15 protein-coding genes and 1 pseudogene are annotated in these 13,707 nt (G+C 31.3%); 13 read left to right on the top strand and 3 right to left on the bottom strand.

Annotated elements, in window-relative coordinates; all coding sequences use genetic code 11:
- A partial coding sequence (locus tag HMPREF2586_RS04415) for a YSIRK-type signal peptide-containing protein (protein WP_070658110.1) occupies positions 1-1,288 on the bottom strand: 1,288 nt, incomplete at its 3' end.
- 439 nt (positions 1,289-1,727) lie between these two features.
- Here HMPREF2586_RS04415 and HMPREF2586_RS04410 point away from each other — a divergent pair.
- On the top strand, positions 1,728-2,609 hold the full coding sequence (locus HMPREF2586_RS04410) for a mechanosensitive ion channel family protein (RefSeq protein ID WP_046206882.1): 882 nt from the start codon (positions 1,728-1,730) through the stop codon (positions 2,607-2,609).
- Between the two features lie 102 nt (positions 2,610-2,711).
- On the opposite strand, the gene HMPREF2586_RS04405 is transcribed toward HMPREF2586_RS04410, so the two are convergent.
- On the bottom strand, positions 2,712-3,446 hold the full coding sequence (locus HMPREF2586_RS04405) for an NAD-dependent protein deacylase (RefSeq protein ID WP_046206883.1): 735 nt from the start codon (positions 3,444-3,446) through the stop codon (positions 2,712-2,714).
- Positions 3,447-3,659: 213 nt separating this feature from the next.
- Here HMPREF2586_RS04405 and HMPREF2586_RS04400 point away from each other — a divergent pair, with 213 nt between their 5' ends.
- The 12 genes from HMPREF2586_RS04400 (at position 3,660) to HMPREF2586_RS04345 (ending at position 13,229) form a co-directional block, all read left to right on the top strand.
- Positions 3,660-4,226, top strand: coding sequence for a PadR family transcriptional regulator (locus tag HMPREF2586_RS04400; RefSeq protein WP_052722081.1), 567 nt, complete (start codon positions 3,660-3,662; stop codon positions 4,224-4,226).
- 22 nt (positions 4,227-4,248) lie between these two features.
- A complete protein-coding gene (locus tag HMPREF2586_RS04395) occupies positions 4,249-5,397 on the top strand; it encodes an FAD-dependent oxidoreductase (protein ID WP_070658112.1) in 1,149 nt (382 codons plus the stop codon).
- Positions 5,398-5,615: 218 nt separating this feature from the next.
- Positions 5,616-6,479, top strand: a complete 864-nt coding sequence (locus HMPREF2586_RS04390) for a MurR/RpiR family transcriptional regulator (protein ID WP_046206885.1) — start codon at positions 5,616-5,618, stop codon at positions 6,477-6,479.
- 14 nt (positions 6,480-6,493) lie between these two features.
- Positions 6,494-6,793: a PTS sugar transporter subunit IIB gene (locus tag HMPREF2586_RS04385; protein WP_064209939.1), complete on the top strand. Its 300-nt coding sequence runs from the start codon at positions 6,494-6,496 to the stop codon at positions 6,791-6,793.
- A gap of 36 nt (positions 6,794-6,829) precedes the next feature.
- Positions 6,830-8,125, top strand: coding sequence for a PTS sugar transporter subunit IIC (locus HMPREF2586_RS04380; protein ID WP_070658114.1), 1,296 nt, complete (start codon positions 6,830-6,832; stop codon positions 8,123-8,125).
- 18 nt (positions 8,126-8,143) lie between these two features.
- On the top strand, positions 8,144-8,464 hold the full coding sequence (locus HMPREF2586_RS04375) for a PTS lactose/cellobiose transporter subunit IIA (protein WP_046206888.1): 321 nt from the start codon (positions 8,144-8,146) through the stop codon (positions 8,462-8,464).
- Positions 8,465-8,759: 295 nt separating this feature from the next.
- A complete protein-coding gene (locus HMPREF2586_RS04365) occupies positions 8,760-9,848 on the top strand; it encodes a DUF871 domain-containing protein (RefSeq protein ID WP_070658116.1) in 1,089 nt (362 codons plus the stop codon).
- A 667-nt stretch (positions 9,849-10,515) separates the two neighbouring features.
- Positions 10,516-10,665: a stapholysin S gene (gene stsA, locus HMPREF2586_RS12685; protein ID WP_107365368.1), complete on the top strand. Its 150-nt coding sequence runs from the start codon at positions 10,516-10,518 to the stop codon at positions 10,663-10,665.
- 62 nt (positions 10,666-10,727) lie between these two features.
- Positions 10,728-11,591: an ATP-binding cassette domain-containing protein gene (locus tag HMPREF2586_RS04360; RefSeq protein ID WP_064209936.1), complete on the top strand. Its 864-nt coding sequence runs from the start codon at positions 10,728-10,730 to the stop codon at positions 11,589-11,591.
- Complete coding sequence (locus HMPREF2586_RS04355) at positions 11,588-12,322, top strand: ABC transporter permease (protein ID WP_064209935.1); 735 nt, start codon at positions 11,588-11,590, stop codon at positions 12,320-12,322. The genes HMPREF2586_RS04360 and HMPREF2586_RS04355 overlap by 4 nt, the downstream gene beginning before the upstream one ends.
- An 11-nt stretch (positions 12,323-12,333) precedes the next feature.
- Positions 12,334-12,627, top strand: a complete 294-nt coding sequence (locus HMPREF2586_RS04350) for an LlsX family protein (protein ID WP_064209934.1) — start codon at positions 12,334-12,336, stop codon at positions 12,625-12,627.
- The gene (locus HMPREF2586_RS04345) at positions 12,624-13,229 is read left to right on the top strand and encodes a nitroreductase family protein (protein WP_226955457.1); all 606 of its coding nucleotides are present in this window, start codon (positions 12,624-12,626) and stop codon (positions 13,227-13,229) included. The genes HMPREF2586_RS04350 and HMPREF2586_RS04345 overlap by 4 nt, the downstream gene beginning before the upstream one ends.
- A gap of 169 nt (positions 13,230-13,398) precedes the next feature.
- Here HMPREF2586_RS04345 and HMPREF2586_RS04340 read toward each other — a convergent pair.
- A pseudogene (locus tag HMPREF2586_RS04340) lies at positions 13,399-13,605 on the bottom strand (recombinase family protein); the annotation flags it as partial.
- Positions 13,606-13,707 lie beyond the last annotated feature (102 nt).

Genomic DNA, 13,707 nt, shown 5'->3' with positions numbered 1-13,707 from the left:
TAGGATTATCCGGGTTGCTAGGATTATCTGGGTTACTAGGATTCTCCGGGATTTCGCAGACCTCGTTTATATACTCAATTTGCTTCGGACTTAGGTTACTTTTTAGATAATCTAATTGCGCATTATTAATTTCATCTTCGGTAAAACCTTGCGTTCGCATGTTTTCTTTCTTTAATTCTAACTGTCTTTGGAGGTCATCTTCGTTCCACGTTCCACCTACATTTGCACTTGTAGAAAGTAATCCATTACTCAAATTTTGCGGTGTATCAAATTGTTTAGTAAACATTATGCCATAAGCACTATTGGCTTCGATGTTACCAAAATTGACAATTGCTACATTACCATTAAATGTTACGCTTACCGGAGTTAGTATATGTTGATACTTACTCATACCGTTAGTTGAAACTGCAGGGTAATATCGATTTACTACCCAGTTTGATACGTCTGTTGTGGTTACATTTTCATATGGTAGTGTAACTCTCATCTCGGCGTTGTCTATTGCATAATCAGTAGCGAAAACGGCTCTCCAATACTGTGTTTTAGTAGCTTCATTTGGACCATCTTGCCAATGTTGAATTTCTAAATTACCAGGACCATAATTTTCTGTATCTACCGCATTTGGATGATTATTTGGATTTTTAACTTTTTCTTGGTATCCATTATTGGAATAGTCATCTAAATTTGTATCCATGATACTTTTTGCATTTAAATCAACATTATTTGTATATGACGTAGTTACTTCGTCCGCAGTACAATTTTCACCTGTTTTGACACCATTTTGAACAGTTTGAGTACGTTGTGGTATATAGCCGTTTTGTTCTTGGAAATATGTTAAATTGCCATCTTTATCAGCATCTTTATTTATATCTGACGTAGTTTCAACTGTCTTTGAAGTCGTTTCTTGGGTAGGATATTGATTTTCAGCATAAGAAGTTGGCGTATTGTTTGTTACTTCGGATTGATTTACATCGGATGTATTTTCATTAGTGTTTAGTGTTGTGACTTTTTCTGTCGTATTTGTAGATTCAGTCATATCATTCGTACTTGCTGAGGACTCTGATTCTGTTATTTCTGTTTTATTATCATTTTGATTAGTTGATTCATTAGGTTTAGTGGTTATCTTATTGTTATCCTCGACGAATGTTTGATGAGCTGTTTGTGTTGAATCTAGTTCGCTAGCATTTGCTTCATTGTGCATACCTACCATTAAAAATGTACCCAGTAATATGGATCCAGTACCAATTTTAAACTTTCTTAAAGAAAATCGTTGAAAACTACCATTTTTCATAAAATCATTCCCATCCCAATTTATAAAATTACATCATTCTTTACTATTTATACAGTACAATCTATTATAAAGCAATATAATTTTGCAAAGTTTATTAAAAAAACACAAAAGTTGTTAAACGTCTAAATATTAAAGACTGTTATAATGTTATTTTTTAGTAAGAATGACAGATAAAGTAATCAATCATTAAAGATTTTTTATAATTTATATTTACACAAAATAAAGCAGGATAGTGAATATCTATCCTGCTTTTAGACTTCATATTGAAATAAAAGTGTCACTTTATGTTAAAGAAAGTTGTCCAAAACCTTAAAGGGTTTAGATAACTATTAAAGTATGATAACTTTTGTAATGGGAAAAGCAATTTCTTAATAAATCACTACTATTTGATGTATTGTAACACAACCGTATAACGAGCTGAGAATGGAGGAAATACAATATGAATCAATTGAAGCAATTTTTTATGAAGTTGATTGAACCACTTACACAGGTAGAATTTTATCAATCACTCTTAGTCAATATATTAATTATCGCGGCATATATTTTGATGGGTATTATAGTGATTGCCATTGCGAAGAAATTAGTGACGAAATTCTTCAAAGCGAATGCAAAGAAAAAAACACATTATAAAATTAAGCGAAGTGAGACATTATCTACACTAGTTCAAAATTTAGTTAGCTATGTTGTATGGTTTATCGTGCTCACCTCAATATTATCACGCTTTGGGATAAGTGTATCGGCGATTTTAGCCGGTGCCGGTGTAGTCGGTCTAGCGGTCGGCTTCGGTGCACAAACAATTGTCAAAGATATTATCACTGGTTTCTTTATTATATTTGAAGGACAATTTGATGTGAGTGATTATGTGCAAATTAATGCTTCTGGTGTAACGATTGCGGAAGGTACAGTTAAAACGATCGGTTTAAGATCCACACGTATACAATCAGATACAGGTGAAATATATACTTTACCCAATGGAACAATAAGTGAAATCGTCAATTATTCTGCAACAGATGTATCACCACTTGTGATGATACCTGTTTCGCCATCAGAGGATTATGAAATGATTGAGAAAAAATTATTAGACTTTTTACCAACATTAAAAGATAAATATGATATGTTTGTCGCAGCGCCTGATTTATTAGGATTAGACAGTATCGACGGCAATCAAATGATTATTAAATTATTAGCTCATGTGAAGCCAGGCATGCATTTTCCGGGTCAAAGATTGTTGCGTAAAGAAGTTTTACATTACTTTAATGAAGAAGGTATTTCTACACCAAAACCAACGCTGGCAAAATTTGAAGAACCCGAAGTTGAATAATAATGTAATTATAAATAAAGAAGCGTATCTACATGTTAATCGTGCATGTAGGTACGCTTTTTATTTTTTAAACTATGCGAGCACACTAATTTATTTGGAATTTTACGATATCGCAAACAGTTCATTAATGACTGAGACCATATCATCGTGAATTACTAAATTTGCATCACTATCATAAGGTGTAGGGTCTCTGTTAATAATAACTAAGTTTTGACCCTCAAAATTTGAAATAAGACCGGCGGCAGGCTGAACGACCAGTGAAGAACCTAAAACAACGAGCGTGTCAGCAGATTTGATTTTATGCAAGGCGTCAAAGATCGTGTCTTGGTTTAGCATTTCTCCATAAAGTACGATATCCGGTCTGATGGGACTGCCACAAGTTTCACAATAACGTAAGTTGTGGTGAATCACGTATTGTTTAGAATATTTTTGGTCGCAGTTAATACAATAAAATCGGTTTAGTGTACCATGTAGTTCATCTGTGTGTGAACTCCCAGCATCTGAATGTAGACCGTCAATGTTTTGAGTAATGACACCAAGGGATTGTTGATGCTTTTCAAGTTGTGCAATCCACTGATGAACGATATTTGGTTTTTTATCAGCAAACAGTAAATAATCATGACAAAAATTAATAAAGCCTTCAGGGTCATTTTGGAAATAGGTTTCACTTAATAAATACTCAGGTGAGTAACCATTTTTTGAAATTTCTTCATATAAACCGCCAATAGAACGAAAGTCAGGAATACCACTTGCGACAGATATACCTGCTCCTGTAAAAAATGTAATGCTATTAGAAGTATCGATGATATTTTTTAATGATTCAATATTATGATTCATAAGATCACTCCATTAAAATATTTAGCACTTATTGTAATTTTGAAATTTCAATATTACATTCAAACCAATTTTAAAATGAAGTATTGATTTTAGCAAATTTAGGATTATGAATATATCTAACTAGCAACGGTTATTATTTTTCGATATATCGCTTGACGAGTAACGATATATCGTTTAATATTTCGATATATCGAAATGGAAGGATGATAATAAATGTTTAATAGATCATTTCACAATAGAAGACATATCATGATGCAACACGGAGAAGGTGGATTTGGACAAGGGTTTGAAAAGATGTTTGCAGCCGCACGCGGCAGGGACCGCTTTTTTAAAAAAGGAAATTTGCAATATAGCATTTTACGATTATTGTTAACCGAACCCAAACACGGTTATCAAATTATTAAAGATCTTGAGGCACAATTTAAAGGATTTTATTCGCCAAGTCCAGGCAGTGTTTATCCTATTCTTCAAATGTTAGAAGATCGTGGATTTGTTTCTGTATCAAAAGAAGGAAAGAAAAAAATCTATACAGTAACAAAAGAAGGTAAGGCATTTTTAGAGGACAATATTGATAATGATGAATTTACAAAACGTATGGAACAATTCAAAAATATGGATATTGACAAGATGAAAAAATCACGTGATGAGTTACAAGCACTTTTCCAATCATTTATGTTAGCAGGACAAAGTGCAATGAAAAATGAAGAGAAATATGAGCAGTTTCAACAATTAATCAAAGAAACTGAAACAAAGCTAATGAATTTTATTGAAGAAAAATAAAAATAATGAAAAAGGTGTAAAAATGAAAAAAGAAAATTTAAATCATATTGCGATTATTGGTGGGGGGCCAGGAGGCTTAATGTTAGGATTACTTCTACAACAACAAGGCTTACCATTTACAATCTATGAACGTGGTTACCCTAATATGCATGCTGACCGAGGTGGTTCATTAGATATCCATGAAGACAGTGGTCAGTTACCATTGAAAGAAGCTAATATTTTTGAAGATTTTCTGATGCATGCGCGCTTTGAAGGAGAGGATACACGAATTGTGCGTAAAGATGGCACGATTTTGTTCGACGAAGACGCAGGAAGTGAAGGTAGTAGACCCGAAATTGATAGAGGTAAGTTATGCGATATCATCATTGCACAAATTAACCCTACAAATATTAAATATGGTTATAAATACGAAAAGTTAATACAACATGATAATAGGGAAATTGAACTCGTTTTTGAAAATGGGAAGACAGTGATGACAGGATTAGTAATAGGGGCAGATGGAGCCTTTTCTAAAATTCGCCCGTATTTAACAGATGCTAAACCAACGTACACTGGTATATCTATGATAGAAATGAACTCGAATGAAAAAGAACATCCAGACCTTTTGGCATTTAATAAAAATGGAAAGGTTATGGGACTAGGAGGAGATCAGGCGATCCTAGGACAACGTAATGGCGATGGTCGTATTATGGCCTATGTAAGTCTTAAGACAACATATGAAATGCTAGATGAATATCGTGCGTTATCACTAGAAAAATTAAAAGAAAGACTATTAGTTGAATTTAGTGATTGGGGTACAGAATTAAAAAAATATATTGCATATAGTTATGATGATATTAAATTTCGTCGTATCTATCAGTTGCCAATTGGTTTGAAATGGATAACACAGCCTAATATCACACTTATTGGTGACGCTGCACACTTAATGAGTCCGTTTGCAGGAGAAGGTGTCAATATGGCATTATATGATGCATATTTGTTAGCACAATCATTCAAAAATAAAGAAAATGTTATTGATATATTGAAGGCTTATGAAAAGAAAATGTTTGAAGTTTCAGAAGTTCATGCTCAAGCGTCTCAAGATAATTTAGAGCTAATGTTTTCAAACGATGGCGCAGAAAAGATGGCAAACTTCTTTATAGATATGGAAGCACAACTCAGTGAATCATAAATTATTCATATCATATATTTAATTTAATATCAGTTGCCTAATATCAAAAGTTTATCTCTAAATCAAAATGGAGGTAAACCTTTAAACATACATAGATCTAAATTCAGCTTGTGAAAAGCAACATTTTCAAAAGTATCATTTTACAAATAAAATATAATTTGACACACGAAATAATATTTTGTAAATTGTAGCTAAGGTGAAACAATATTTAAAAAGGGGTGATAGTCATTCGTAATATTTTAATATTATTGGAATCATCACTAGCGACATTGAATCCCTCGGAATATAGAGTGGCACAGTATATCATCGATTATCCGCATAGAACGATCAACAGTTCAATACAACATTTAGCAGACCTAACAAATGTCAGTGAAGCGACGATTGTTAGGTTATCTAAAAAAATAAAATGTAAGGGCTTTCAAGATTTAAAGATGGAAATTGCTATGGCGTTAAATAGACATAATGAAATTGAAGATGATTATGAAGAACTCAATATTACTGATTCCAATGAAAGCGTGATTAACAGTATTTCTCAAAGTAATGCTAAAGCGATAAGGAATACAGCTCAAATTTTATCACCAGTAGCGTTAGAAAAAGCGGCTTTAATGATACATCAGGCTAGGAAAATTTGTGTGTTTGGTATTGGTGCTTCAGCAATTATTGCAGAAGATTTAAAGCAAAAGCTCACACGCATTGATAAGTGGTGTGAGGTTGGCAAGAGCTATGATGAGCAAGCGACATTGAGTGCCAATGTGACAAAAAATGATGTTATTATTGCTATTTCGAATACTGGCCAAACAGAAGATATTTTGCAGTCATTAGCGTTAGCACATAAAGCGGGGGCTCAAATTATTTCCATAACTAAATATAGCAATAATGATGTAGCAGACTTAGCACATATTAACTTGTTTTATAGCTCTTCAGAAAAGCCAGTGAGAAGTGCAGCAATGAGTTCACGTATAGCTATGCTCAATGTCATAGATATTTTATTTGTATCATTAGCCAGTAGAGATTATGAACGACATACGAAATTATTAGAGCGTACACGGCAAGCAGTTAAAGTTAAAAAAAGAAAATATTGAAAGGGTGTTGTTTTATGAAAGTAATAATGGTTTGTTCAGGTGGCATGTCTAGTTCTATGATTGTTGATGCTGTGAAGAAAGAGGCGGCAAAAGAAAATTTTGATTTGGAAATCGTAGCAGTTGGTACCGAAGCATTTGAAAATGAAATTGGTGATTATGACTTAGGTTTAGTAGCACCTCAAGTGAGACATCGATTAGATAAATTTAAAAAAGTCGGTGAAGCAGTTAATAAACCTGTAGATGTCATAGATCCAATGGGCTATACACCGATTGGCGCACCTAAAATTTTAAAGCAAATAAAAACGTATGTATAAGTACTAAATTAAATAAGTAAACAGAGGGTGTATGTTATGCAGAAATTTTTGAAATGGATTGAAAAGGTATTAATGCCACCCATGGCCAAAGCTTCTGAGCAACGACATTTAACTTCTATTCGTGATGGTATTATTGCAACACTACCACTTATTATAGTTGGATCGTTCTTTACTTTATTTGCGTCTCCTCCCATACCAGCTTTAGAAAAATTAGTAGAACCGCATGCTGAGAAGATAATGATCGCTAATAGAATGACGTTGGGACTGATGGCAGTTTACGCTGCATTTTCAATGGGATATAGTTTAGCAAAATCATATAAAATGGATGGCCAAGCAGGTGGATTACTTTCACTAGCAACATTTTTAATGATGACGTTACCGCTCAACTTAGATGATAAATTACCTAAAAGTGACGCTGTAGGTTATGTGTTGCCTATGGCAGATTTAGGTGGTTCCGGCTTGTTTGTAGCAATCATTTCAATGATATTTGCTGTTGAGATGATGAGACTCGTAGTGAAGTCAGGGTTTACGATTAAAATGCCGGATCAAGTTCCGGGATCTGTTGCACGTTCGTTTGAATCTTTGGTACCTGCAATCGTCATTATCGTTATTTCTTGGTTTGTAAGAGTGATATTAAACATAGATTTAAATGCTATTATTAATAAAATCTTTGAACCTTTAGGTAATTTTGCCGGTGACAGTTTATTAGGTGCTTTGATTCCTGTGTTTTTCATTGTACTTTTATGGTCAGCAGGTATACATGGTGTGGCAGTAATGGGGGCAGTCTTCCAACCTATTTGGTTTTCATTATTAGATCAAAACATAGATGCTAAGGCTGCTGGGGAACAATTACCACATATTATTGTCGAACCATTTTTCCAGTGGTTTGTATGGATAGGCGGTGCAGGAGCGACACTGAGTTTGTGTATATTGATGATATTCTCAAAATCTGAATATTTGAAGAAAGTAGGACGTTTTTCCATTATACCGAGCATATTTAATATCAATGAACCACTTATATTTGGTGCGCCGTTAGTTATGAATCCGATTCTTGCGTTACCGTTTATAGGGATTCCACTTATTTTAACGACGATTACTTATTTTGTATTTAAGTTAGGTTTGATAGCTAAAATCACGATACTTGCGCCATGGACATTACCGGGGCCTTTAGGGGCATTATTTGCAACGAATGGTGACTGGAGAGCACTGGTGTTAGTCGTATTTAATCTTTTAGTAGCAGTAATCATATACTATCCGTTCTTTAAAATGTACGAACGTAAAATGATAGAACAAGAACAAGGCGCTACGAATGATGATTATACCGACGATTAATTGAGATGGGGAGATTTGATGAGTGAACAAAACGAACAAATTATTTTTGAAATTATTTCACATGGTGGTAATGCGAAAAGTTTAGCATATGAAGCTTTGGATGCGGCTACCGCATTTAATTTTGAACAAGCGAATGAACTGATGGCAGAGTCGAAGCAAGAAATGAGTAAAGCACATAATATACAAACAGAATTAATACAGTCTGAAATAAATGGTGACAAAGTACAAACATCTTTATTGATGATACATGCACAAGACCATTTAATGACAGCGATTAGTGAGAAAAATTTAATTGAAAAAATGATTGAGTTATATCAAAAATTAGAAGAGAAGTGTTAATATGATGCGATTGATTTATTTAATAGTATTATTTTTACTCATATTTTGCTTTTATAAAATAGCCCATTTTATAGTCAATAAATTTCATTTTAATAGATGGTTATTACTGATAGGTATACCATTTATCGTCGTTGTCCCTGTAGTTATATTTGAAAATATTAATTTGTTTGGATGGGGAATAATATTACTTTTATTAATATTTACGAGTATCCTCTTTTTTGAAAAATCTCGTGTATTGATTGAGCAACGTCAAATGCGTGGCATTATATATAAATCAAATAAGGAGTAAATATATATGCATAATTTAGGGATATCAGTTTATCCGACCCAATCAGATTTAGGAGAAATGTGTGACTATATTAAAATGAGTGCAAAATTCGGATTTAAGCGCATCTTCACAAATTTACTTTCAGTTAAAAGTGACGAAGAAGCGGTTTTTAATAAATTTAAGTCAGTGGTAAAAGTTGCTAAAGAGAATGATATGACAGTGATTGCGGATATTAACCATAAAGTTTTTGAAGCATTGAATTTAAAACGTGATGATTTGTCCTTTTTTAAAACACTAGGCGTATCAGGAATACGTGTAGATGCAGGATTTTCAGCTCAAGAAATAGCACAACTGAGTTATAACAAACAGCATATGTATGTAGAATTAAACATCAGTGTGAGTGATACATTTATTGAAGATGTGTTAAGTTATCAACCTAATTTAGACAAACTTATAGGTTGTCACAATTTTTATCCTCAAACCTATACTGGTTTATCATATCAACATTTTGTAAATACGAGTGAAGCTTATAAAAGAAATAATGTTCATACTGCAGCTTTTGTTTCTTCACAAGAAGCAACAGTAGGGCCTTGGATGATTATGGAAGGCTTACCGACATTAGAAAGTCATAGGAAATTGCCTATAGCAGTACAAGTTAAGCATTTATTAATGACGAATTTAGTAGATGATTTTATTATTGGTAATGCATTTGCTTCTGAATCTGAGTTACAATCACTTTCAGAAATTAATTTAGCAATGCCTAGTTTTGATGTTTATTTAAATAACGATATTACTGGATTAGATGAAACTATTGTGACAGAGGAATTTCATTTCAATCGGGGGGATATTTCAGATTATGTTATACGGTCAACAATGAGTCGCGTTCATTATAAGGATGAGCCATTCCCGCCAAATAACACAAAACAAATTAAAAAAGGTGATATTGTGATTTGTAATGAACAATATGGTCACTACAAAGGGGAGCTGCAAATCGCATTACAAGATATGGAAAATCATGGTTATAAAAATGTTATCGGACATGTAAAAAAAGAAGAACATTTCTTATTAAATTTATTAAAACCTTGGCAGTCTTTTGAATTAAAAGTGATATCATAATCTTTGTTTTATAGTGCGTGACTGCTTGGTTATTTAAGTATAAGTGGAAAGATTATAAAAAATAAATTGATTATGCAGTAATCGATAAGTGTGAAAAGTAGTTGTTTCTCACAAAAAGCATGATATGTATTTACCATAAGAGACTAAGCAATAGAAAAATTTTGAATTGAAACCCAATCAGTAGGACTAAAATAAAGGCACTTTCGTTAAATTCATTATAAATGAATCGTACGGAGGTGTTTTTCTATGTACAGCGTTTTTAATCCAATGAAAATGAAGGATATTGTGCCAAATAAATTAGTGTTAAAGCATATAAGAAACTTTTATGGGATATTAAAGTTATTCAATTTCCACTTTAGAGTCTAGCCGATAAATCGGTCTTATATCTCAAAAGAAAACCACTCATTTTAAGAGTGATCTTGATTCATAACATTAAAACTTCTGATAATCATTGGTTATGTAAATTAGACAGCTTTATATAAATATTATTCTGGGTTGTTGAAATTATAATACACTTTTAATCTCGCATTGGAATCAAAGCAATAATATTTTACAGAAAATTTACATTTTTCTGTAAACGATTGACTGTCTTTCTGTTGCGTGATACATTTTAAGTGATTTTAATAGTAAATTTACATCATGTATTCTCAAAATAAAGGATGGGATGATGATGAAAATTAATAATCATTCAATTAATGGATATTCAGACATTAATAGTTCTGAAGCGATGAAATATGCAGGAGGATGTTGTTCTTGTAGTTGTTCATGTTCTTGTAGCTGTTCATGCTCTTGTACATGTGCCTCAACAGCAGCGTAATAAATCAAAGTCTAGGCTTGGTCTATATAGATCAAGCTTTTCTAAATCTTAAAGGTGAGTATATGAAAATTTTAATGACAGTTAAAGATTTAAATGTTGATTTAAATAATAAAAAAATTTTAAACCTTAATAATCGTACTATAGATATTTATATTGAAGATAAAATAGCTCTAATTGGAAAAAACGGTGCGGGTAAAACTACTTTAATTAATTGTTTATTAAATGAGATGAATCACAGTGGTGTCATTGATAGAAAGATAGGTACTAAAGATATAGGGATTGTTTTTCAAGAAAATAAGTATGGAGATTTAATAAAAGTACACGAATTAATTTATTTAGCAACAACTTATAGCAAACGAAGTAAACAATTTAAAGAATTTACGAAAGCTTTCTCTTTAGAAAATCTCATAAATAAATTTGTTAATGATTTATCCTTAGGAGAACAAAAGCGTTTAACTGTAGGATTAGTCTTAAGTAAACAAAAAAAACTATACATATTTGATGAATTAACATCTGGATTAGATTATGAAAAAAGACAAAATTTATTACATAAAACTAAAGAAATTACCCAAAATAAAGCTGTAATTAAAGTCACGCATTACTTTGATGAAGTTGAAAACTGGGCGAATAAATTAATCATATTAGATAAAGGAGAATTATTGTATTACGGAAGTATAGATCAATTTTTTTCAAAATTTTATCATTATGCGCTGATTGAAATAGTTAATCAAGAATTAGATTATTTAGTTAGAGAAGTTATTAAAAAAATAAATGCTGATGTATATTTTAATGTTAAGGTTTTCACCTACAATAAAGAGCAAATGAACGAAGTTATTAATATATTAAATGAACGAAAAATAGAATTTAAAATAAACATGCAAAATATATATTCAACATATTTAATCTCAACTTTGGAGGAAATATGATAAATAAAATTTTGTTAAGTATAAAAATGCAATTTAGAGTTCCTATATCTGTATTTTTTTCATTAATTTTCCCAATAATCATGATGTTAGTTATTATTATGTCTTATGGAAACTTCAATATAGGAAATGGGAGACATTTTATAGATAAATATTTTTTAATTAGTACAAGTATCGGACTACTACCTATTGCTTTTATTAGCTTTCCAATTTGGTTAAGTGAAAGCATTGAGAATGATACACTGAAAAGATTAAAATATTTTGACGTAAATATTAGCAGTCTAATTATTTCTAATATTATTTCATACTGTTTTTTAGCGATTTTTAGTGTTGTTTTAAATATCATTATTGGTAAAGTATTTTTTTCGTTAATTTTACCTAGCGCACAATATTTTATAACCTTTTTTTTACAAATTTTTTATAACATCATAGCCTTGTTAATGGTAGGAACTTTCTTAGCTTTGTTAATAAAAAAGAGTAAAATTTTATTACCTTTTGGAATGATATTGCTCTTTCTTACTTATATGATTATTGGCGTTTTTGTACAGTATGGGGAACTACCCAATGTTTTAAAAGAAATAGGGAACTGGATTCCAATAAAATATGCTACAAATGATTTTTATTCAATTTGGACAAATGAATATATGTGGGATTTATCCTTTTTGAAAATAAACTCACTGTATATTTTAGTAACGGGTGCTTTAAGTTTATTTATTTATAAGTTTAAGAAATGAGGATAATAATTATGTTGAAGAAACAAGAAATACGAGTGATTATTGAAATTTTAGCGGGTATCGTTTTATCTGCTATCATAACGGCTATTTCGATTTCAATAGGTTATTTTATTATCAATAAAAATGGTTATGCGCATTTTGATGTAAATTTATTAGGAGTAAATTTATACAAAATACATAATCATGGCAACAGTGGAGAACCAATTATAACGAATATTATGTTTTTAGGTGTAGCCCTATCCATATTGTTAGTCATCATTATTGAATTAATTGTAGCAAGTAAAAAAAGAGGTAAAAAGCAATGATTAATTATCAATTAAAGGGAATGTTTAACCAGCATTCACTATTTAAATTAAACGAGGATAATATTGCAAATAATGATAATCGAAATAACTTTGCTCAAATTATTTTAGGGAATCAAGAATCAGAATCTTTAAAGTACTTACTAAATGTAAATCATCAGAGGCTCAGTGATTTTAAAAGTATGTTAGCTTATAATGAATCGAATTATGCAGCTTTAGTTAGCGAACATCAAATTTTGAATGAGATTAATGATGAAGATACAAGATTGCTTCCTAAAAGTGATAAAAAAATAAAAGAATCTTTTTATAATGTTTTAAATCATAGAAAAAGCACAAGAGAATTCACATCTTTTGAAATGGCTAGTAAAGAACTATCAACAATACTTAAATTTTCTTTTGAAATAGCGTCTAGAAAAGTGGATTATGAGGATATAAAAACAAGTACTCGATTTTATGCATCGGCAGGAGGGTTATATCCTATTGATATATATCTTTATATCAACAACGTAGAGGACTATGACAAGGGCATTTATTTATACCAACCGATAAGTCACTCATTATTAAAAATTGTGGATCAAAAGGACATAAAAAAGATGATTTATTAGAAGGCAATAATATAGATATAGGAAATTGTAATTTTTTAGTCTTTTTTGGCTATAATTTTAATTCTAGTTTTTTGAAATACGGAGAATTAGCGTTATTAAATAGTTTGATAGAGATCGGTTGTATGTCTCATAATTTTGGTTTAGTCATTACATCCTTAGGATATACAGGGTTACGTCCTAGTCTATCTAGTCTCCAAACGACAATCGTATCCCCTGACCTCGCAAATTCAATTGCTTTATCTAAACCAGGTCGCTTACTTTTTGAACCACTCATATGGTCATTAAATATCTTTTCACAGCCATATGTATTTAATCGATCCTCCTGTAAATTCAAATTTTGTAATCCAGTTGAAACTCTTGCATAACCTATTTTCAAAATACAAACCTCCTATATACACATTCAGTGTACCATAACTTAATTACAAGGTCTTTTGTGAACATAGATTTTTGTTGGGTTTTTGAACACATAATTCTATGT

Origin of the sequence: Staphylococcus sp. HMSC034G07 (genome assembly GCF_001835975.1) — a bacterium.
Lineage (GTDB): Bacteria > Bacillota > Bacilli > Staphylococcales > Staphylococcaceae > Staphylococcus > Staphylococcus ureilyticus.
Note: the sequence above shows the minus strand (reverse complement) of the source record. Positions and strands in the feature narration are given on the sequence as shown.